The sequence below is a fragment of the Acinetobacter sp. 1125_18A genome (genome assembly GCF_052824985.1).
On record NZ_VTDG01000002.1, the window covers coordinates 272,089 to 294,717 of the forward strand.

Consider the following 22,629-nt stretch of genomic DNA (forward strand, 5'->3'; position numbering starts at 1 on the left):
ATACCCTGATCTTGATCAATAGATAAAATAGCAAAAATTTGTCTTGATCTGTTGTCATTGCAGCGATAAAAAAGCCCACTTTTCAGTAGGCTTCTATACAACTTAAATTCTAATGTGCATGCCCTGCGCCGACATTCCCTTTCGGTTTTGGACATAACCAAATAATCAATCCTGCGAAAATAAAGATCATCGCAAAAATCAAAAACACATGATTAACCGAAAGCGTTAAAGCCTCTTTATCCACCAAGTTGGAAATGGTACCCAACGCCATTTCAGGACTAAAGCCACTGTTGACCAAGTTACGCTGAGTTTCCTCAATATGCATGGTCGACACGATTTCACTGCGTGCCAGCTTAGTATGATCATCCCAAATGGTCACCGCAATAGATGCGCCAATTGCCCCTGCCATGGTTCGCATAAAGTTCATCAAACCCGCAGCAGAAGCCACCTCATCTGGACGAACCACACCTAAAGCAATATTAGACAGTGGGATAAAGAAGAACGGTACCGCAAAACCTTGAATAATCTGTGGTAATGCCAGCGCCATAAAGTCAGCATCACTGGTCCAAAATGAACGCATTAATGTGACGCCACCCAAAATCATCAGCCCAAAACTCGACAAGGCTCTAGGGTCATATTTAGTCGCAAGTTTGGCAACCACAGGCGACATCATCAAGCTACCAAAGCCCATTGTCGCAGTCAGATAACCTGCCCAAGATGCGGTATAGCCCAAGTTAATCTGTAACCATTGTGGAATAAGTACAATACTGCCAAAGAATGCCGCAAAGGCAAAAGCCAATGAGATTGTTGCGATGGTAAAACCACGGTATCGGAAAATTTGTATATTGACGATGGGATGTTTTTCATAATATTCCCAGATGAAAAAGGCAATAAATCCAACCACCAAAATCACAGCCAAAATACAAATAAAGCTGTTGTTAAACCAATCTCGCTCATGCCCCAAATCGAGCATTAACTGTAATGCGCCAATCCAAACAATCAGCAGCGTTAGGCCAATGGTATCAATCGGGAGTTTAGCAATTGGTGTTTCAGCAACTTTTAATAGACGCATCACCCCAACAGCACAAATCACACCCACTGGAATATTGATAAAGAAAATCCAATGCCATGACCAGTTATCACTGATCGTACCGCCTAAAATAGGGCCTAGAATAGGTCCAACAACCGTCGTCATTGCCCACATCCCCATTGCTTGGGAATGCTTTTCGGGTGGGAAAATACGCATCAACAAAGTTTGACTGAGTGGCATGATTGGACCACCAAATAAACCTTGTCCGATACGACAGATCACTAACATCGCTAAGCTATTGGATAAGCCACAAAGAATTGAAAATGTGGTAAAGCCAATCAGACTGATGGTAAATACCCGAACAGCGCCAAAACGTCCTGCAAGCCAACCGGTTAAAGGTACACAGATGGCTTCAGCAACGGCATAGGAGGTGATCACCCAAGTCCCTTGAGAACTTGATACTGCTAAACTTCCGGTAATATGGGGCACCGAAACATTGGCAATGGTCATATCCAATACGACCATAAAATTGGCAAGTGCTAAAAAGAAGGCGGCAAGAAGTAAGCGCCCACCTTTAAGCTCACTTTGAAACGTTGCTGTATTCATAAGTGATTACTTCGCTGAAGAGGTATCAACCTCAGCATTCATGGATAAACCCACACGTAATGGATGCTCAGCCAACTCTTTAGGATCAAGTTTGATACGTACAGGTAGACGTTGAACCACTTTAATCCAGTTACCTGTCGCATTTTGTGCAGGAATCAACGCAAATGCTGAACCTGTACCACCAGAAAAGCCGATCACCGTACCGTGATACTCTACTTTCTTGCCATAGAGGTCTGAAGTGAGGGTTGCCTTCTGACCAACTTTCACATTTTGCAACTGACTTTCTTTAAAGTTTGCATCCACATAAAGTTCAGCCAAAGGCACCACTTTCATCAAACTTGTCCCAGGTGCAATACGCTGCCCCACTTGAATACTACGACGAGCAATCACACCATCTAACGGCGCTTTAATTTCTGTACGTTGTAAATCTAAAAGTGCTTGATCAAGTTTAGCTTGAGCCACCAATACATCAGGGGTTGAACTTTGTGAGGTCCCCCGAATTAAAGCTTCATTGGCATCTAAATTACTTTGTGCAGCTTTACGCTTAGATTCTGTTTGCGCCAATGCTGCTTTTGCCACATCAACATTTGCTTTGGCATTGTTTAAAGCACTTTGTGCTTTGCTAAATTCTTCTTTAGAGATTGCACCTGTGGCACTTAACTGCTGACGGCGGGCAAATTCTTGCTGTGCTTGTTGATATGCCACATCGGCCTGCGCCACTTGTGCTTTGGCACTGTTAATATCATCTGCACTGACTAAAATCTGTGAGGACAATGAACTGCTATTTGCCGAGCTTTGTGTATATTGACGCTTGGCTTTGGTCAACGCCGCTTCAGCTTCTGCAACAGCGATTTTTGCATCACGATTATCAATAATCGCAAGTACATCGCCTTTTTTCACTTGTTGAGTATCACTGACCAAAACCTCAGCAACTTGTCCGCTGACCATCGAAGTGATTTCAGCAGTTTCAGCACCGACATAGGCATTATCCGTTTCAACAATATTGCCAAAAATAAAAGCCCAAATTGCATATAGAATTGCAGCTACAACAACAATAATGGCAAAAATCTTCAGCATTTTTTTACGTTTTTGTTTGGCTTCCAAATCCGCTTGCGCTTGATTTTCATCATTTGGAGAGGCATTCGTCGTTTGCGCGTCAGTCATCGCATGTTCCTAGCTTACTTGGACTTGTCAAAACATCTTTGCATTTTGGAGATATAAACTGAAAAACTGCTTAATCATATCTATATGACGTTGCTTGATGGTTGAATAAGTCAACTTCTTAAAATTGTGGTGCCCAATTTTACAGGTAAAAATCATATTATGAGAATAAAAATATTACTCTATAGTTTATCTTTATAAAAGAGGTCAATCTTATTGATATTCATATTTTTTTGAAAAAAAATAAGCCAGCAAAATATGTATTTTACTGGCTTATATTGACACAATGAATACAAAAGTGTACTGATTAGTACACTTAGTCAGCTTGATCAATAGGCATAAGAAGCAATGGCTGTTGCAATCGCCTTACCTTCATTGTTGAACATGGTCATACGCATGGTGCAACCTTTACGCCCCATTCTCAAGGTTTCAGCTTTGGCAATAAAGTATTCACCGCGCCCAGGTGCAAGATAATCCACACGCATATCAACTGTTGCTAAACGAGATACTTTCTTTAATGTGTCTGGCAACTGGTCTGGCTCTGCACGTTTATACAGCTCCCCCATTGCCACAATTCCACCAATACTATCCAGCAATGTCGCGGCCACACCACCATGTAAAATTTGAAATGCGACATTGCCAATCAAATACGGTTTCATTTCGATATAGCCTTCAATCTCATCATTAACAACACGCATTTGCATATTGTTATGTGAAAAATAAGGCGAACCATTAAACGCTTTAGTGAGTTGGTTAAGCACCACATTTAGATCTGCTTTCGCACCTAAATGTAAATTACCAGTCCACTTTTTTTGCGATTCGCTAGGCGCAGAATCAGTTTTAGAAGAATCACTCATCATCATTTCGAAACCAATATTGAGAAAAATTTTCAGCTTTTTCCCAAAAAATATATGAAAGGGCTACAATATATGCCTAGTTTAATACTGAACATCGAGATTGTTATGACTTATACGTTCAATCGTCCTGCTTTTCCAGCTACTCGTATGCGCCGTATCCGTAAAAACGATAAGCTTCGAGCAATGGTAAGAGAGACTCAACTCACAGCAGATCATCTCATTTATCCAGTATTTGTACTTCCGGGACAAAACCAAAGCCAAGATGTACCAAGTATGCCAAATGTTCAACGATTGTCAGCAGACTTATTGTTGAAAAAAGCAGAAACCCTATTAGAACTTGGTGTATCAAAACTTGCCTTATTCCCCGTTACACCACAACAAGACAAAAGTTTAACAGCTGAAGCTGCGTGGCATGAAGACGGTTTAGTTCAAAATACTTTACGTTTGTTAAAAAAAGAACTACCTGAGATGGTACTCATCACGGATGGTGCATTAGATCCTTATACCACACATGGTCAGGACGGCATTATTGATGATACAGGCTATGTATTAAATGATGAAACAGTTCAATGCCTGATCAAACAAGCCTTAAGCCATGCTGAAGCAGGTGCAGATGTGATCGCGCCAAGTGACATGATGGACGGCCGTATTGGTGCAATCCGCCAAGCTTTAGAAAGTAACGATTTTATTTATACCAGCATCATGGCGTACTCTGCAAAATACGCATCTAGTTTCTACGGCCCTTTCCGCGATGCAGTTGGCTCATCATCCAACCTAAAAGGTGGTAATAAGTATAACTACCAAATGGATGTCGGTAATCGTGCTGAAGCACTACATGAAATCGCCCTCGATATTCAAGAAGGCGCGGACATGGTGATTGTTAAACCGGGTATGCCATATTTGGATGTAGTACGTGAAGTTAAAGATACTTTTGGTGTCCCGACCTTTGTTTATCAAGTCAGTGGTGAATATGCCATGCTTGCAGCAGCTATCCAAAATGGTTGGTTATCTGAAAGCGTGATTATGGAATCATTGATGTGCTTCCGTCGTGCAGGGGCAGATGGTATTTGGACCTATTATGCGGAAGATGCAGCACGTCAATTAAAAGAGATGAAGTAAATCATCCCTCCCTTATTGAACTCATGGTTCCTCACCTTTTAAAAAGGGAGCTGCCCATTACTGATTCAGTCGTGAATGGAAAGTCCCCTCTTTCAAAAGATAAGCAGTATTGCTTTTGCAGGTGGGGATTAAAAATCTAAATTGGTACAGAATACACAATGCATATCGCCATTATTGGTGCTGGAGTAAGTGGCTTACTCAGCGCGCTTGAGCTTGTTGAACAAGGCTGCACCATCACCCTGTTCGATCAACAACATGCTGGACATGCTGCTTCATGGGCGGGTGGCGGTATTCTGTCACCCATGTATCCGTGGAGATATCCCAATGAAGTCAATCATCTGGCACAACACGGCAAACAACTTTACCAACAATGGAATGAGAAACTACAACCTAAAACAGGGATAGACTTTCAAATCCATGACACGGGAATGTTAATTTTTGACGAAGCAGATTTTGAACTTGGACTGAATTATAAAGACCAGTATCAAGACCCCATGCAGCATTGTGAATACCTGCAAAGAGAGCAGCTTGAAACCGTCAACCCCCATATTTCAGCACAGTTTCAACATGCAATTTATTTTCCACATCTAGCCAATGTTAGAAATCCGCGACTTCTTAAATCACTGATTAGCTACCTCAAACAACACCCTCAAGTTGAAGTGTATGAAAATACATGGATCGAAAAATTTAATATTCAAAATCAAAAAATTCAGTCTGTTGAAAGTGCCAATGGACAACATTTTGTCGCAGACCAATTTGTGATTGCAACGGGTGCATGGTCAAATTGCTGGGCAGATCAATTACAGCTTTCGATCCCAGTAGAGCCTGTTCAGGGACAAATGATGTTATTTAAAACCCCTGAAAACTGGTTACCCACCATGTGTATGAACAATGTGATGTATTTGATCCCACGCCTAGATGGTCATATCGTATGCGGTTCAAGCATGGACCATATCGGATTTGATAAGCGTCCAAATGTACAAACACAACAAAATATTTATAAAGCCTGTATCGAGATGGTCCCTGAATTAGCAAACTTCCCCATCGTCAAACAATGGGCAGGATTGCGTCCAAGTTCACCAACAGGCATTCCATATATTGGAAAAATGCCTGAACTGAATAATTTATGGGCAAATTTTGGACATTACCGTAATGGCTTATGTATGGGACCTGCTTCAGCACAGTTATTAAGACAATTGATGCTCAATCAAGATACACGTGTTGATGCAAAAGCTTATTCAACCGAGCGATTAACAGCATATACACCACACACTCAGCAATCCTCTTTTAGCTAAAAAATATTTGGTTCTGACATGAAAGAATTAAAGAGAAGATGCTTAGCCGCGTCTCTCATCTAAAACGATTGATACAATTGCTGATGCCGATCCAGTGATTTACCAATAATTCTCTACAGCAATATTGCCTTCACCGCGACGATTCATCGTCAAACCACGGGCTTTTAATGCGGCTTTGGTGTCATCTACCATTTGTGGATTTCCACATAGCATGACATGAGTGGTATCTGCATTGAATTTTAAATCAGCGGCTTTTTCCAATTCACCATTTTCAATCAAAATTGGTAAGCGATCATGCAAGGCTGCATTGGGATCACGCGTAACAATCGGGATAAATTTAAAACCTGTATGCCCCTCACCAAAAAGCTGGGCTATCTCTTGAATCCGATCGACGTAAGCCAATTCAGATTCAGTTCTTACGCTATACACCAGATTAATTTTTTCGTACTTTGACCAAGTTTCAAAATCTTGTAGCATCGAAATAAACGGCGCTAAACCTGTACCTGTTGCCAATAACCACAAATCTTTAGGCAGCGGCAATTGATAACGTGCTAAAGTTAAGAATCCATAGGGGATTTTTTCCAAATAAAGCTCATCACCAACTTGTAAATGCTGTAAATTGGAGGTAAATGCACCATCAGGAACAACGATTGAAAAAAATTCGAGTGTTTCATCAAATGGGGATGAAACTACGGAATATGCCCTTACCACCAAATCATCACCCACTTTTAAACCAATGCGAGCAAATTGCCCTGCGGTAAACTTAAAATGGGCAGGTCGAGTCATGGTGAAACTGAAAAGTGTATTGGTCCAACGCTGAACAGACAAAACCTTTTCTATGCTAAATTTTTCAATTGACATGATTTCTTCGTGGCATGAAACATAGTCCTCATGGTAGCATGACTATATAATCTATGAATATTAAAATGTTAAGGCTCTACTTATGCGAATGACTTTACGCCAGTTGGCGGTTTTTGTTGCTGTCGCTCAAGAAGGCACCGTGACCAAAGCAAGTGATGCGGTTCGGTTGACTCAAAGTGCGGCAAGTATGGCTTTGGCAGATTTAGAAGATGGACTGGGTGCTCCGCTTTTCGATCGTCTAGGTAAGCGCTTACAGCTTAATGATCTTGGTCGCTTCTTACTTCCTCAAGCTTTAGAAATTTTAGGTCGCTGTGAAGCCTTTGAACAAGCAGCCAAGGGTGAACTACAAAGTATTGATTTACGGATTGGTGCAACACTGACCATCAGTGATTATTTAATGCCCGACTTAATGGCAAACTTTTTACAAGTTCAACCTCAAGCGCATTTACAGCTCCAAGTCGGTAATACCCGCCAAATGATTGAGGCAGTCAACCAATTCCAACTCGATTTGGCATTGATTGAAGGGTCATGCTTCTTACCGCAACTTCAATGTATTCACTGGCGCGATGACGAACTCGCGGTATGCTGTTCACCTAATCATCCACTGGCAAATTTACATCGTGAATTAAAACAGTCTGACTTCCAGCATGTTGAATGGATTTTACGTGAAGAAGGTTCTGGAACACGTGAAGTCTTTGACAATGCCATTCTAAAAGATCTTGAAGATGCCAATATCCGCTTAACCCTAGGTCATAATGAAGCGATTTTAAAAATCGTTGCTGGTGGTCTAGGAATGTCATGTATTTCTAAATTGGCAATTCAGCCTTTGCTCGACAAAGGACAATTGGTGATTTTAAATACACCATTCTGGCAACTTGCTCGCCCGCTATATATGCTGGTACATCGTCAAAAGTACCAAGGACCGGGCTTAAGAGCCTTCCTAAAATTTTGTGAAAATAGTTAAAACTAAAGCTCCTATTTTTGGAGCTTTTTTTATAACGCTTAACTTAAAAGCTATTTACCAAATTGCCGTTCACATGGTCGACCATCATGGTTACCATCCATTTGCGTATTGGGGCAATTTTTAATAAAAAATACCGCCTCATCATAAGATGTCATTTGGCTACAATGGGTACGACCATCGCATTGATAAGGTGATTTTTCCGTTGATGCTGTTGTCGATACAGTGGTGTTGCTTTGTACCGATACTCCTTCATCCTCTTTTTGCGCTGAGTGATGATGGCTATTTAACGCATTTTGAGATTTTTCACTAAACTTTACAGGTTTGACATAACCAATGTCTTTACGCTGTTGCTCAACGATTTGCTTCTGTTGTTGTTCTAACAGCGCAAATTTAGCATGTTGTTCTTCCTGATAGGTTTGGTATTGATTCCATGTGGCAAAGCTAAAATATACGAAACCAAAAACAATCACCAAAATCACCACAGACATAAAACCGAATTTCTGCCCTTCATTCTTGCTTCGTCTTAAAATATTTTTTTGCTTATCAATATTGATCTTTTTATTTTTTAAGTCATTACTCATCGCAACATCTAAACGAATCATTTGATGTGCTTTCAATGTTCCATGTGCATTGATGATTACATATTTTATGGTTTCGCCTTTTTTCGGTTGACCACCTTCTTTTGGAAAATCAGCGATATAAAATATTACAGATTGCGCTGAATTATGATCCAATAAAAGTCCGTAACCTTTATCACGATGATATTCAATGATTTGCCCCAAATAAAACATATAACTTCTCTTTTAAAATAAGTATGAATCGTAAAATATATTCAACTCGTTTCAGATGTTTAGTGTGAATATGCCTTTCGTTTCTGCTGTTTAATCTTGTCCTTTTGTTCTTGTTGATATTGTTGAAGTCTCATTTCAGCCTCAACTTTGTACTGCTTATAACGATCCATTGCATACATCACAGAACTTACCGCAATGAATATCACCACAGCGACGATCGCCACCCAAGGATTCAAAGTCTTGCGTTTTTCAGATCGAATTTTCTTTACAGCTTGTTTGCGTTTGGAATATAAAAATTTAACTTTCAACTTTTGAATTAAACGTTGAAATGCAGTTAAATCCATATGCTTTTCAAGCAACTGCCGATCAATCTGGCTGTTAAAATATAAATTATCCCCTTTAAAATTTTGACCATTCTCCACCACATCTAGTGAGCTCAGCAACGCGGGGCTCTGATCCCCCTCCACAATTTCAATGTTTTGATTCGCCTCACCCACATCGACAACAGCAATTGCATGAATTTCTTCAACGGGTTTAATGTTATCAAATGTATGAGTTTCGTCTTTCAATTCAGTATTCTGGATAACTTTAACAGAAAGGTCAACTTGTGTTTGCGTTACAGGTTCAATCTCTTTGGCTTGATTTAAGTTTCCGCCCCATTCTTCGATTGCAGGATCATTGATTATTGTTTGAATGGGTTCAATAACTGTTACTTTTTGATCTGCTACAACCAAGTCAATATCTAGAATAGTATCAGGTAAACTGGCTTGCTTCGCCTGAGTTTTCATTTGAGGGGGCAATAAGCCTTCATCAGCCAGTACCCTTCTCTTTTTAAGCGCTTTGCGAACATTTCTAATATGCTCATAGGCGTTTTCTGAATAAAGATGTGCTATCGAGGAATTTTTTTGATCACTCACATAATTTTTATGATCTAAACGTACGATAAATTTGGCAAATAAACCATCACTCTGCTCTAAAACGACACATTTAATCCGCTCACCAATTTGAGGAAGAAGCAATTGATTTGAAAAATCTTCTAATTTAAAAACAACTTGTTGATGATGATCATTTAATTCAATTAGACCTTTCCCTAGATCATTATCGAAAAAGGTTACAGTCCCTTTTCTGAACATTTTTTATTCTCAGCATTAAAAAGGAGGCCCCCTATAGCCTCCTTTGATCATACTAAATTTTAATCTTTTTGCACACTACCAAAAATTTTATCTCCAGCATCCCCTAAACCTGGCACGATATAACCTTGTTCATTTAAACCTTGATCAATTGAAGCGGTAAAAATCGTCACATCTGGGTGCGCGGCTTCAACACGTTTAATCCCTTCAGGCGCTGCAACCAAAACCATAACACGGATATCTTTACAGCCACTTGCTTTCAATACGTCAATCGCAGCAACCAAAGATGAACCTGTCGCCAACATCGGGTCAATAATCATGGCTAAACGATTTTGTACATCTGGAACCAATTTTTTATAATAAGTACGCGCTTCCAATGTTTCTTCATCACGTTCTAAACCGAGAACTGAAACTTTAGCACTTGGGATGAGATTTAAAAAACCTTCTAACATGCCAATACCAGCACGTAAAATCGGCACGACAGTGATTTTTTTACCTGCAATTCTGTCTACTGTGACTTTACCATTCCAGCCATCAATCTCATGATCACACACAGGTAAATCTTTGGTTGCTTCATAAGTTAAAAGCATGGTTACTTCTTGAGCGAGTTCACGGAAATTCTTAGTACTAATGTCAGCACGGCGTAATAAACCTAATTTATGACGAATAAGTGGATGACGAATTTCTTGAATAGACACGGGAGGACACCTAAAAGGATAAAAGTAAATTTCCATTATTATAAATGTTTTTTATATCAGAGATAAGAAAAGCCCTCAACGAATGAGGGCTTTTTTTGTTAATAGCAGGATTTTATTGCGATTAGTGTTGTTGGCTCATCAAGAAATGTAAAGGAGATAAAATTTCTGATTTCAACGCCAAGTTGATGATTGGATCTGGATAAACACCAATGATCAATACCAAAGCAGCAGCGCCGAGCACCATCAAACCACCCACTTTTTGTCCCCAATGATCAACTGCATCAATACGAGGATTATCTGGTGGAGTCATATACATCACGATCATCACACGTAAGTAGTAATACAAACCAATACCACTACCCACCACAACCATCGCCGCCAAGAACCAATGTTCTGTGGTTACAGCAGCAATCACCACCATAAACTTACCAATGAAACCAGCGGTCAATGGAATCCCTGCAAGAGAAAGCATCATCACTGTTAACGTCGCAGTCAGTACTGGACGACGCCAGAATAAACCACGGTAATCCGCAAGCGACTCGGCTTCATCAACATTGTTATATGGGCTTGACATTAACGCGACAGCACCAAAAGCACCAATCGTAGTTAAGGTATAAGTCACCACATAGACACTTACACTACCTAAACTTGCATAACCTAAACTAATCAAAGCAATCAATAAATAACCAAAATGGGCGATTGATGAATAACCCAAAATTCGTTTTAAGTTGACTTGACGTAATGCAAGGAAGTTCCCGACTAAAATCGAAAGTACAGCGATCACAGTTAATACAGTCACGATAGACGGTACAAGAATGAAACCTGAACTTAAAATAAAGCGTACCAATAAACCAATGGTTGCAACTTTAGCAACAGTTGCAAGATAGGTCGCGATTGGCGCAGGCGCACCTTGATAAACATCTGGAGTCCATTTATGAAATGGCGCAAGCGATAATTTAAACGCAATCGCAATCACGATTAATCCTGAACCCAACAAAATCATCGGTTGAGCAAGGAAACCTTTTAACTGTTCAATAAAGTCAGCCAAAGACGCAATTTGTTGCGCTTGTGCTAACTGATTTCCATACAAACCTGGGAAGTCAGTAAATGACAATGTCCCTGTATAAGCATAGACGTATGCCATACCCATCAACAAGATTGCTGAAGCTGTTGCAGAAAGTACCAAATACTTTACGCCTGCTTCTAGCGATTTTCCACGCTGATGCGTATATGCCAATAAGCCATACACAGGAATTGACAAAAGCTCTAAGCTAATAAAGAACGATGCATAATGAGAACTTGCCACCATTAACATTGCTCCTGTTACAGAGATCAACATCAAGATATAAAGCTCTTCACGATTATCTTTATACGTTTCAATATAAGCGTGAGATAACGTACAGCATGCGAGTGCAGCAACTACTGCAATAAATTGATAAAACAATGTAAATGGATCAACCACAAACATGTTCATCACATTTGATGGTGCAAATGAACCACCAAACATCATGAATAAAATATCAATTGCAGCAAGGTTTAGACCCACCACCGATGCAGTCGCAATCAAATTATGATTACGCTTGATCGAGGTTAGGATCATCACCACTACAGCGGTTAAAGCAACAATAAAAACTGGTGCTAAAGGCATGAGACCCGAAAATGACATAGTGAAGTTCATGACTATTGGATCTCCACATTTTGTTGAGATACGACTTGTTGTGCCGCATCAACAACTTCTTGAACTGGAATATAGCTATTTGATAACCACGCCATACTTGAGTGAGAAATATCAAGGAAGCTTTGTGGATACACACCTAACCATAATAAGCCAAATGCACAGATCAATAGAATTACTGTTTCACGTACATTCAAGTCTTTTAATGGACTTTCATAATGCTTTTTCTGTTCTTCATTTGGCGTACCAAATAAAGCTTTGTGGATCAGGATCAGACCATAAAGACCAGCAAAGACCAAGCTAATCGCCGCAATGATGGTAAATGTTGGGAACTTAGCGAATGAACCCATCAAGATCAGGAATTCACCAATAAAGTTACCTAGACCTGGAATACCCACAAGCGCAGAGACAAAGAACATCAAGAAGAATGGTAAATACTGGAATTGACCACGAATACCACCCATCAAACGTAAGTCACGGGTATGTAAGCGTTCATACACTTGACCACACATAATGAACAATGCAGCAGATGACAAGCCATGTGCCAACATCATGATCATTAAGCCTTGGAATGTCAGAATATTACCGGCATAAAGTGCAAGTAATACGAAACCCATATGCGAAATAGAAGTATAAGCAAGCAGGCGTTTCATATCTGTTTGCTGGAAAGCACACCAAGCGCCGTAGAAAATACCAATCAAACCTAAAATAATCGCAATATCAGCAAATTGTGCAGATGCTGCTGGGAAGAATGGCAATACAAAGCGCAGTAAACCGTACGCAGCAGTTTTAATCAAGATACCCGCTAAGTCTACAGAACCTGCTGTAGGTGCTTGTGCATGGGCATCTGGTAACCAACCGTGTAATGGAAATACTGGAAGCTTGACCGCAAAACCAATAAAGAAACAGATCATCAATGCATAGGCAATATGTGGTGCCTGAGCATCTAAAGTGTTTGCAACAGCAAGTAAGTAGTTATAGTCAAAGCTAATCGTACCTGACATCTGAGAACCGTAGACCACTAAGCCTAAGATCCCGATGAGCATGATCAAGCCTGCGACTTGGGTATAGATAAAGAACTTGGTTGCAGCATAAACACGTGATTTACCGTCTGCGCCTTTATGACCCCAAAGTGCGATCAAGAAGTAGATAGGGACTAACATCATCTCCCAGAAGAAGAAGAACAAGAACATATCAATTGCAAGGAAAACCCCGATTACCCCACCCAAAGACCATAACAGGTTTAAGTGGAAGAAGCCGACATTCTTTTGAATTTCACCCCATGAACAACCCACTGCAAGTACACCCAGTAATGCAGTCAATCCCACCATTAGCAATGAAAGACCATCTACAGCCAAATGAATGTTAATACCAAGTGATTTAATCCAAGGTAAATAAAATTCTGCTGCCCAAGTTGGAGTCTTTGCCCCCAACTCATAGCTAAAGCCACCTTGTTTCCACAAAATCAGTGTTAAGCCCAATGTAACGAGCATACCGACTAATGCGATATAACGTGGCAAATGTTTATCAAGTTTATCGACCAACCAACACGCGAAACCTGCAATAAAAGGTACAAGAATCAGTGCGGGTAAAATCCAATTGTTTGTGATTTCCATCTTATTTCCCCACTACCTGAATCACGATCAAGATCATCAGCAATACCACTACACCGAGTGACATACTTGATGCATATTCACGTAATGAACCTGTTTGACGGGTACTTGTAAATTTATTCCCACTATTTACGATCGCAGGTAATACCAGCCATAAACCATCAATTGGGTCACGACCTAAAATTTTCGCAATGAGTAAATAAGGTTGAACAAATACAAGGTTATATAAAGAATCGAAACCAAATGCATTACGGCAGATATTTGCAAGTCCAGCACCAAATGAAGTGGCTGCAAAACCTTGCACCGCTTTATAAGCGAAAGCAAATAACACCACGCCTACAGCTAAACCGACCAATGCGATACCGACTGCAAGGTGTTCTGCACCATGCATTCCTTCTTCAATCGCTTGAGAAACCTCAAATGCAGGGATATGTGCTGCATTTAAAATGTTCATCACTGGCGCTTTTAAGAAGTAAGCCAAACCTGTTGAAAGAACAGCCAAGATACCTAAAGGCGCCCAATACGTTGCACCTTTGATTTCGTGATAATGTGTTTTTTCTTCACCGAAGAATACAACCCAAATTAAACGGAATGTATAAATCGAAGTTAAGAATGCACCCGCAACACCAACCCAATACAATGAGTTATACAATGCGACAGATTGACCTTGCGCCCAAACAGCACCCAAGATTGCATCTTTTGAGAAGAAGCCGATCGTGATAAATGGAATTGCAGCAAGTGCACCACCACCAATCGCGAAGCAAGCAAATAAGAATTTGTTTTTGTAGAACAAGCCACCCATTTTAAAGATGTTTTGTTCATGATGGTAAGCCAAGATCACCGCACCAGAAGACAAGAACAATAATGCCTTAAAGAATGCATGTGCAAGCATATGGAACAGACCTGCTTGATACGCTTCTGCACCCACAGCCATAAACATATAACCGAGCTGACTCATAGTAGAGTAAGCCAGAATACGTTTGATATCTGTTTGAACCAAAGCCGCAAAGCCAGCAACCAACAATGTTACAGCACCCGTAATCGAAATGAACTGCATCACTTCTGGTGTCATTTCAAACACAGAGAACATACGGCAACATAAGTAGATACCAGCGGTAACCATTGTTGCAGCATGGATCAATGCAGATACTGGTGTCGGACCAGCCATTGCATCTGCCAACCATGTTTGTAATGGGATTTGCGCAGATTTACCTGCTGCACCCAAGAACAACATCAATGACGTGATCAATGCCAAGTTATGATCAAGTGCGAGAACTTGTGAAGCATTGGCAACAATCGTGCCGATGTGTAAAGTACCAAATTGTTGGTAAAGCAAGAACAATGCGATCAGTAAGAATACATCACCAACACGCGTTACTGTAAATGCTTTAATTGCCGCAAAACCATTTGCAGGGTTTTGGTAGTAATAACCAATCAACAGGTAAGAACACAGACCTACGCCTTCCCAACCTAAGAATAACAACGCTAAGTTGTCACCCAATACAAGCACCAACATGCTTGCAACGAATAAGTTGAAGTATGAGAAGAAACGTGCGAAGTCTTCTTCACCACGCATGTACCAAGTTGCAAAGATGTGAATCAGGAAACCTACACCTGTCACCATGCCCATCATTAACAATGACAAGCCGTCAAGATGCAAACTTACACCCGGTGCAAAACCGCCTACATTGAACCAAGTCCATAAATGCTGTGCTTGCGCAACTGAACCCTGCTTAACAAAGTCCATGCCTGCAATCAATGCAAATAAAGCAGAAAGGCCAACAGAACCCGCACCAATAATTGCTGCTACATTTTCAGGAAGTTTATTACGTCCTGCCGCTAAAAGCACAAAGCCAATCAGCGGAAATAAAATCGTTAAATATAAATAACTCATCCGCGCATCTCACTAGCAGCATCTACATCCAGATGATGGAAGCGATGATAGAACTGGAGGACGATCGCTAGACCGATACAAGCCTCTGCCGCAGCAAGTGTGAGGATCAAAATAAACATAATTTGACCATCAGGTTGTGCCCATGCACTTCCTGCCACAACGAATGCCAATGCTGCTGCATTCATCATGATCTCAAGGCTCATTAACATAAATAATAGGTTGCGTCGCACCATTACACCGTAAAAACCCAGTGCAAAAAGGATAGTTGCGACGATCAAACCATGTTCTAAAGGAATGTTGCCCATTACTGTTTATCCTCTGCTGCACTCGGTTCACGTTTGCCTAAGTGGAATGCTGCAACCAATGCTGCAAGCAATAACATTGCGGCAACTTCAACCAATAATAAATAGTGGGTAAAGAGTGCTTGACCAATTGCTTTAGGTCCAATCACTTGAGTTCCAAGTACTGCACCATGTTGGGTATAGTCTGAACCTAATACCCAAACCAAACATAAGCCAAGTAAGAAGCTCATGAGTGCTGGATAAGCCCAAGCATCTGAAGTCAACCATTTACGTTCTTGGTCAACTGTATGTTGACCAAGGTTGAGCATCATGACCACGAATACGAACAACACCATGATCGCACCCGCATAAACAATCACTTCAAGCGCAGCTGCAAATGGTGCACCAATGATCAAGAAGATCCCTGCAACAGCAAGTAGAGAAACGATCAAACTTAATAAAGCATGTACTGGATTGGTGTTGGTCACAACACGAATCGTCGAAACAATGGCCACGAGAGCCATTAAATAAAATGGCCACATCATGGTAATAAGCTCCGTACATCTACAGGCGCACTTTCACGTTGCGCTTGACCTTTTTCTTTACCATCAATTGCCATACCACTTACACGGTAGAAATTGTAGTCTGGGTATTTACCTGGTCCTGAAATGAGTAAGTTTTCTTTCTCATAAACAAGATCCTGACGGACATATTCGCCTAACTCAAAATCTGGTGTTAACTGAATGGCAGTTGTTGGACATGCTTCTTCACACATACCGCAGAAAATGCAGCGAGAGAAGTTAATGCGGAAAAATTCTGGATACCAACGTCCATCATCTTTTTCAGCTTTCTGCAATGAAATACAACCAACAGGACATGCAACCGCACATAAGTTACACGCAACACAACGCTCTTCACCGTCTGGGTCACGTGTTAATACGATACGACCACGGTAGCGTGGAGGTACGATTTGTTCGGCTGGCACTTCTGGATATAAAATCGTATCGCGTTTGCGTGTGACATGGCTAAACACCATCCACAACGAACGAACAATTGATCCTACGCCAGCTAGAATTTTATACATTTTGTACTCCCTGCTGTCCTAGGCCTGATTCATCAGAATCACAGCACCAGTCACCAAAAGGTTGACCAATGCAAGTGGTAAACACACTTTCCAACCAAAATTCATAACTTGGTCATAACGTGGACGCATTAAAGAACCACGTGCCAAGACAAACATCATTACAAAGAATGCTGTTTTCGCAATGAACCAGAACGCATCTGGAATGAATGGAATATTTAAATTAAATGGTGCTAACCAACCGCCAAAGAATAAAGTCACGATCAGTGCAGAAATTAGAATGATGTTGACGTATTCAGCAACGAAGAACATCCCCCATTTCATACCACCATATTCGACATGGTAACCTTCTGCCAATTCTTGTTCAGCTTCTGGTTGGTCAAATGGATGACGATGCGTTACCGCAACACCTGCAACCACGAAGATCATGAAACCAATGAATTGCGGAATCACAAACCATACATCACGTTGTGCTTCTACGATGTCACGCAAGTTAAATGAACCTGCAATTGCCACCACACCCATCAATGAAATCCCTAAAAAGACTTCATAAGAAATGGTTTGTGCTGCTGAACGTAGACCACCTAGTAACGCATATTTGTTGTTGGATGCCCAACCACCAAATAACACCGCATATACTGCGATACCTGCCATTGCCATAAAGAACAATAGCCCGATACTCATGTCTGAAACACCTAAGTAAGGTGAAACAGGAATAACCATGAATGACAGTACTGCAGTCGCCATTGCCACTGCTGGTGCTAAACGGAAGGTTAACTTATCTACAAACTTTGGTGTCCAGTCTTCTTTGAACATGATTTTCAGCATGTCAGCAACGATCTGGAACATCCCGCCAGGACCAACACGGTTTGGTCCATAACGGTCTTGCCATAAGCCCAGCAAACGACGTTCAATAAATGACATCAAAGCGGCCAGTAAAACCACAACCAACAAAATCACAATGGCTTGAATCACTGAATAAGCGATTGGCCAGTCTTGTGCCCATGTCGGTAGTGCGCGTAAAGATTCATTCATGATTACACTCCTACCGTTACAGATACAGGTTCAGCAAGTGAAACTGTTGGTGCTTGGCCGACTGGATAACCGATATAACCTGTTGGTAAATATTCAATCACATGCACAGGAAGACTAATCGTCGTTTCGCCTGCTTTAACTGTCAGTTGTTGCCCATCTTGAACATTCAAACGTGCTGCATCTTGCTCGCCCACAGCAAAAGTCGCTTCTGGAATACGCGATTCCATCACCGGCGTTTTAATCGTAAATTCACCTGAAGCGAAAATATGATGCATTGGAACCAGACGGAAACTCTCTGGATTTGCCACAACCGCAGTTGGCGCCACATAGCTACGTGCAGGACGTTTTACTAAGCGATCAAATAAACGAACGCCTGAATCACCACCTTTAAGATGACCACCCACTTCATCTTGGTATTTGTTCCAAGCTTGTGGTGAGTTCCAACCCGGTGCCCATGCAAATGGAACCAATGACGATGCATTTTGCGGTCCAACATAACCTTCCATAGAGAATGTTAATGCGGAATCGACATCGACAGGTTGTTTCGGCTCATGTACGTTTAATGGTGCACGCATTGCAGTACGACCAGAGTAACGACGTGGTTCACGGGCAATTTTCAAGCCATGAACACGGTAACCCGCATCAGGTGCAACATCTTGAATTGCTTCAAGAACTGGAACATTTTTGACCACAGACTCAATTACGTCATCCAGCAATGTCCACGAGATCGCTTTACCTTTCACACCCGTTTCAATCGCATGTAACCAGCGCCAAGATTCTTTGATGGCATATTCTGGTTTGTAATAGCTTGGGTCATAAACTTGATAGAAGCGTTGCGCACGACCTTCTTGGCTGACCACTGTTCCATCGCCTTCTGCAAAGCTTGCAGCAGACAAGACAACATCAGCTGCTTTTACGGTTTCAGTTTCAGAGTGATCAAGCACAATCACGCTTTGCGCTTTGTCTAGAGCAGCCTGAACTTGTACAGCAGGTAAACGGCGGAACAAATCATTTTCAACAATAATGATTGACTCATAATCTTGAGCAAATGCTTGTTCTAAGCTTAAACCACCAAACAAAGCCATACCCATTGAGTTCACTTCTGGAACTGTCAATGTTAAGCCTGCATTTCCACCTAGGTTTTGTGCAACTTGTGCAGCAGCTTCCATGATGGCAGCATCTTGTAAGCTAGTACCCGAGATGATTAATGGTTTTTTCGCAGCTTTTAACGTATCCGCAATGGTTTGTGCAAATGCTTTAGCATCATCATCTAAACCAAGAATCGCATCACCGTTTACACCCGCAGCAATCGCAAAACCTAAACGTGCAATATCGTTTGGAGAAGCAACAACTTCACCCTCAGCAATATCAGCCAAACGTGTTTGTGTTGCAGCCAAGATATAGATTGGAGAATTTGCATCCTGACCAATACGTTTTACAGGTTCAGCTAACCAATCTTGGGTACGGCGGTCTGCAGCCATTTGTTTGGCTTTGTTTTTCGCAGCTTGGCGAACAGACAGTGCCATACGTGGTGCAGTTTGCGTTAAATCTTCACCCAAGATCAAGACTGCATCATAGCTTTCGATTTCGCGCATACTTGGGTTATAAACACCCTCAGCTTGCATAATCGATGCAGCAAGTTCAACCAAGTTCTGTTCTTTTTGAGAAAGACCAGTTGAATAATTTTCTTGGCCAACCAACTCACGCAACGCATAGTTTGATTCTAATGATGCACGTGGAGAACCAATACCCAAGACTTTTTTGCCTTGAACATTTTCAATCACTGAATCCAGTGCCACATCAACAGAAACAGTTTTAACTTCTGTTGCAGCACGGAATTGCGGCTGACGTGGACGATCTTCACGGTTCACATAACCCGTACCAAAACGACCTTTATCGCAAAGGAAATATTGGTTAACGTCACCATTGAAACGGTTTTCTACACGACGTAATTCGCCATAACGCTCACCCGGAGAGATGTTACAACCTGAAGAACAGCCTTGGCATACGCTAGGCGCATACTGCATGTCCCACTTACGGTTATAACGTGCCGAATGGGTTTTATCGGTAAATACACCTGTTGGGCACACTTCAGTCAAGTTACCAGAGAACTCAGACTCTAAAGTGCCTGATTCTGGACGACCGAAGTAGACACGTGATGCATTGGCATAAACACCAAAGTCTGTACCACCGGCATAATCGTTGTAGTAACGAACACAACGGTAACATGCGATACAACGGTTCATCTCATGTGCAATGAAAGAACCCAACTCTTGGTTATGATGCGTACGTTTGGTAAAACGATAACGACGACGATCATGTTGCGTCATTACTGTCATATCTTGTAAATGACAGTGACCACCCTCTTCACAGACTGGACAGTCGTGTGGGTGGTTGGTCATTAAGAATTCCACAATCGATTCACGGAAATCTTTTGCTTCTTTGTCTTCAATCGAAATAAAGGTATTGTCAGATGCAGGAGTCATACATGACATTACTAAGCGACCACGAGTATCTTCTGGATTCGCATATTGAGTAACAGCACATTGACGGCAAGAACCGACAGAACCTAAAGCTGGATGCCAACAAAAATATGGGATGTCGATGCCAAGACTCAAACATGCTTGTAGCAAGTTTTCCGAGCCATTGACTTCATACGATTTTCCATCGACATGAATTGTAGCCATAGTCGAATTCCTTAAACTTGTTCTACGTGGCTGGCTTGGGCTACAGGACGATCTGTCACTTTAGCTTCAAACTCGCTACGGAAATATTTGAGTGCACCCATCAATGGTTCCATCGCACCTGGTGCGTGAGCACAGAATGTTTTACCAATCCACAATTTGCGAGTCAGTTCTTGAAGATGTTGAATGTCTTCCATCTTCCCTTCACCTTTCTCAATTGCGACAAGTGCTTTGACCGCCCAAGGTAAACCATCACGGCATGGCGTACAGAATCCACATGATTCACGTGCAAAGAATTCTTCTAAGTTACGCGTTGCAGAAACCATACACTGGGTTTCATCAACGACCATTAACAAACATGTACCTAGACGAGAACCTGCTTTCATAATGCTTTCTGAATCCATTGGAAGATCAATGTGTTCAGCAGCCAAGAAGTCAGTCGATGCCCCACCCGGTAACCATGCTTTCAGTTTAAGACCATCACGCATACCGCCAGCATAGTCTTCAATCACTTCACGTGCAGTCGTACCAAACGGTAATTCCCAAAGACCAGGGAAAGTCACTTTACCTGATGCACCATAAATTTTAGTGCCTGGATCTTTAGATTTACCCGCAGACAAACCGATATACCACTCAGGCCCACGCAACATAATTGCTGGCAAGTTGTTATAGGTTTCTACGTTGTTTACGATGGTCGGACGACCCCATGCACCTGCAACTTGCGGGAATGGCGGCTTAGTACGTGGATTTGCACGACGACCTTCAAGTGAGTTAATCAATGCAGTTTCTTCACCACAGATATAACGCCCCGCACCAGTATGCACATGCAGGTCAAAGTTCCAACCTGTGCCTAAGATGTTGTCACCCAAATAACCTTTAGCACGCACTTGTTCTAAAGCTTCATTTAAGTATTGTGCAGCTTCAATGTACTCACCGCGAATGAAGATATAACCCTGAGTCGCTTCGAGGGTATAACCTGCAATCAACATCCCTTCGATCAATTGATGTGGAAGTTTTTCCATCAACAAACGGTCTTTGAATGTTCCCGGTTCCATTTCATCGGCATTACAGATTAGGTAACGAGGACCACCATCATTGGGTGCCATCAATGACCATTTAATCCCTGCTGGGAAACCTGCACCACCACGACCTTTTACAGTCGCTGCTTTGATGACTTCAAGAACGTCTTTAGGTGGCATAGAAAGCGCTTTTTTAAAGCCTGCATAGCCTTCTAAAGCTTCATAGTCATCAGCACTACGAACAAATTCCTGCTTACTCAAACGCCATGTTAATGGGTGAGTTTCAGGGTTTCCTTCGCCATAAATTGGTCTTGGTTCGGTATTCATACATACTTCTCCAATAACTGTTTCACAGAAGTCACTTCAACCAAACCGTGTGTATCTTCATCAATCATTAAGGTTGGACCTTTGTCACAGTTCCCTAAACAGCAGATCGGCAATAAAGTAAAACGACCATCAGCTGTCGTTTGACCAAATTGGATACCCAGTTCACGTTGGAAAGCTTCTGCTAAAGTTTCCGCACCCATCAAGAAACATGCAATCGAATCACATAATAAAATTACGTGACGACCTACAGGCTGACGGTATATACGGTTATAGAATGTTGCAACACCTTCTAAATCCGCAGTTGTAATTGTCAATAATTGAGCAATTGCATGTAACTGCGCGTCATCCACCCAACCATTACGGCGTTGTACACACTTTAAAGCATCCAAAGACGCTGCGCGTGGGTATGGGTAGTGACCCATGTGATGTTCAATTTCATGGATTTCTTCGCTGGTCAGAATCCCTTCAACATTCACACGTGGCTTTTTATCAGTCAAAATCATCATAA

At 41.5% G+C, this 22,629-nt stretch carries 20 protein-coding genes; 3 read left to right on the top strand and 17 right to left on the bottom strand.

Annotated features, from left to right (window positions below):
- Nucleotides 1-109 precede the first annotated feature (109 nt).
- The 3 genes from FY049_RS04175 to FY049_RS04185 form a co-directional block, all read right to left on the bottom strand.
- On the bottom strand, nucleotides 110-1,636 hold the full coding sequence (locus FY049_RS04175) for a DHA2 family efflux MFS transporter permease subunit (protein ID WP_056514674.1): 1,527 nt from the start codon (nucleotides 1,634-1,636) through the stop codon (nucleotides 110-112).
- A 6-nt stretch (nucleotides 1,637-1,642) separates the two neighbouring features.
- Nucleotides 1,643-2,800, bottom strand: a complete 1,158-nt coding sequence (locus FY049_RS04180) for an HlyD family secretion protein (protein WP_004819348.1) — start codon at nucleotides 2,798-2,800, stop codon at nucleotides 1,643-1,645.
- Between the two features lie 326 nt (nucleotides 2,801-3,126).
- Complete coding sequence (locus FY049_RS04185; protein WP_004722808.1) at nucleotides 3,127-3,660, bottom strand: thioesterase family protein; 534 nt, start codon at nucleotides 3,658-3,660, stop codon at nucleotides 3,127-3,129.
- Nucleotides 3,661-3,759: 99 nt separating this feature from the next.
- On the opposite strand from FY049_RS04185, the gene hemB reads away from it, so the two are divergent.
- Together hemB and thiO are read left to right on the top strand one after the other, a co-directional pair.
- Complete coding sequence (hemB, locus tag FY049_RS04190) at nucleotides 3,760-4,773, top strand: porphobilinogen synthase (RefSeq protein ID WP_016539219.1); 1,014 nt, start codon at nucleotides 3,760-3,762, stop codon at nucleotides 4,771-4,773.
- Between the two features lie 158 nt (nucleotides 4,774-4,931).
- Complete coding sequence (gene thiO / locus FY049_RS04195; protein WP_154129644.1) at nucleotides 4,932-6,068, top strand: glycine oxidase ThiO; 1,137 nt, start codon at nucleotides 4,932-4,934, stop codon at nucleotides 6,066-6,068.
- Nucleotides 6,069-6,167: 99 nt separating this feature from the next.
- Here the strand turns inward: thiO and FY049_RS04200 are convergent, their stop codons facing one another.
- Nucleotides 6,168-6,929 (bottom strand): ferredoxin--NADP reductase, encoded by a 762-nt coding sequence (locus tag FY049_RS04200; RefSeq protein ID WP_056514680.1) that lies wholly within the window; start codon nucleotides 6,927-6,929, stop codon nucleotides 6,168-6,170.
- Nucleotides 6,930-7,011: 82 nt separating this feature from the next.
- On the opposite strand from FY049_RS04200, the gene gigC reads away from it, so the two are divergent.
- Nucleotides 7,012-7,893 carry a LysR family transcriptional regulator GigC gene (gene gigC, locus FY049_RS04205; protein ID WP_262780589.1) on the top strand — a complete coding sequence of 294 codons (882 nt, stop codon included), beginning with the start codon at nucleotides 7,012-7,014 and terminating at the stop codon, nucleotides 7,891-7,893.
- 50 nt (nucleotides 7,894-7,943) lie between these two features.
- On the opposite strand, the gene FY049_RS04210 is transcribed toward gigC, so the two are convergent.
- The 13 genes from FY049_RS04210 to nuoE all read right to left on the bottom strand — a co-directional run bounded on the left by FY049_RS04210 (nucleotide 7,944) and on the right by nuoE (nucleotide 22,627).
- Nucleotides 7,944-8,684 (bottom strand): excalibur calcium-binding domain-containing protein, encoded by a 741-nt coding sequence (locus FY049_RS04210; protein ID WP_446083235.1) that lies wholly within the window; start codon nucleotides 8,682-8,684, stop codon nucleotides 7,944-7,946.
- A 59-nt stretch (nucleotides 8,685-8,743) separates the two neighbouring features.
- Complete coding sequence (locus FY049_RS04215; protein WP_446083236.1) at nucleotides 8,744-9,817, bottom strand: hypothetical protein; 1,074 nt, start codon at nucleotides 9,815-9,817, stop codon at nucleotides 8,744-8,746.
- 59 nt (nucleotides 9,818-9,876) lie between these two features.
- Nucleotides 9,877-10,512 carry a uracil phosphoribosyltransferase gene (gene upp / locus FY049_RS04220; RefSeq protein WP_004722821.1) on the bottom strand — a complete coding sequence of 212 codons (636 nt, stop codon included), beginning with the start codon at nucleotides 10,510-10,512 and terminating at the stop codon, nucleotides 9,877-9,879.
- Nucleotides 10,513-10,633: 121 nt separating this feature from the next.
- Nucleotides 10,634-12,190, bottom strand: a complete 1,557-nt coding sequence (gene nuoN, locus FY049_RS04225) for an NADH-quinone oxidoreductase subunit NuoN (protein WP_105713242.1) — start codon at nucleotides 12,188-12,190, stop codon at nucleotides 10,634-10,636.
- 2 nt (nucleotides 12,191-12,192) lie between these two features.
- On the bottom strand, nucleotides 12,193-13,797 hold the full coding sequence (gene nuoM / locus FY049_RS04230; protein WP_171066950.1) for an NADH-quinone oxidoreductase subunit M: 1,605 nt from the start codon (nucleotides 13,795-13,797) through the stop codon (nucleotides 12,193-12,195).
- A gap of 7 nt (nucleotides 13,798-13,804) precedes the next feature.
- On the bottom strand, nucleotides 13,805-15,694 hold the full coding sequence (gene nuoL / locus FY049_RS04235; RefSeq protein WP_004722828.1) for an NADH-quinone oxidoreductase subunit L: 1,890 nt from the start codon (nucleotides 15,692-15,694) through the stop codon (nucleotides 13,805-13,807).
- A complete protein-coding gene (nuoK, locus tag FY049_RS04240; protein WP_004722831.1) occupies nucleotides 15,691-15,999 on the bottom strand; it encodes an NADH-quinone oxidoreductase subunit NuoK in 309 nt (102 codons plus the stop codon). Before nuoK ends, nuoL begins: the two co-directional genes overlap by 4 nt.
- On the bottom strand, nucleotides 15,999-16,517 hold the full coding sequence (nuoJ, locus tag FY049_RS04245; protein ID WP_446083322.1) for an NADH-quinone oxidoreductase subunit J: 519 nt from the start codon (nucleotides 16,515-16,517) through the stop codon (nucleotides 15,999-16,001). Before nuoJ ends, nuoK begins: the two co-directional genes overlap by 1 nt.
- The gene (nuoI, locus tag FY049_RS04250; RefSeq protein WP_004722835.1) at nucleotides 16,517-17,059 is read right to left on the bottom strand and encodes an NADH-quinone oxidoreductase subunit NuoI; all 543 of its coding nucleotides are present in this window, start codon (nucleotides 17,057-17,059) and stop codon (nucleotides 16,517-16,519) included. Before nuoI ends, nuoJ begins: the two co-directional genes overlap by 1 nt.
- A gap of 18 nt (nucleotides 17,060-17,077) precedes the next feature.
- Nucleotides 17,078-18,091: an NADH-quinone oxidoreductase subunit NuoH gene (nuoH, locus tag FY049_RS04255; protein WP_004819331.1), complete on the bottom strand. Its 1,014-nt coding sequence runs from the start codon at nucleotides 18,089-18,091 to the stop codon at nucleotides 17,078-17,080.
- 2 nt (nucleotides 18,092-18,093) lie between these two features.
- Nucleotides 18,094-20,778 carry an NADH-quinone oxidoreductase subunit NuoG gene (gene nuoG, locus FY049_RS04260; RefSeq protein WP_004819329.1) on the bottom strand — a complete coding sequence of 895 codons (2,685 nt, stop codon included), beginning with the start codon at nucleotides 20,776-20,778 and terminating at the stop codon, nucleotides 18,094-18,096.
- Nucleotides 20,779-20,789: 11 nt separating this feature from the next.
- A complete protein-coding gene (nuoF, locus tag FY049_RS04265; protein ID WP_004722838.1) occupies nucleotides 20,790-22,121 on the bottom strand; it encodes an NADH-quinone oxidoreductase subunit NuoF in 1,332 nt (443 codons plus the stop codon).
- Nucleotides 22,118-22,627 carry an NADH-quinone oxidoreductase subunit NuoE gene (nuoE, locus tag FY049_RS04270; protein ID WP_004722839.1) on the bottom strand — a complete coding sequence of 170 codons (510 nt, stop codon included), beginning with the start codon at nucleotides 22,625-22,627 and terminating at the stop codon, nucleotides 22,118-22,120. Before nuoE ends, nuoF begins: the two co-directional genes overlap by 4 nt.
- Nucleotides 22,628-22,629: the final 2 nt, after the last annotated feature.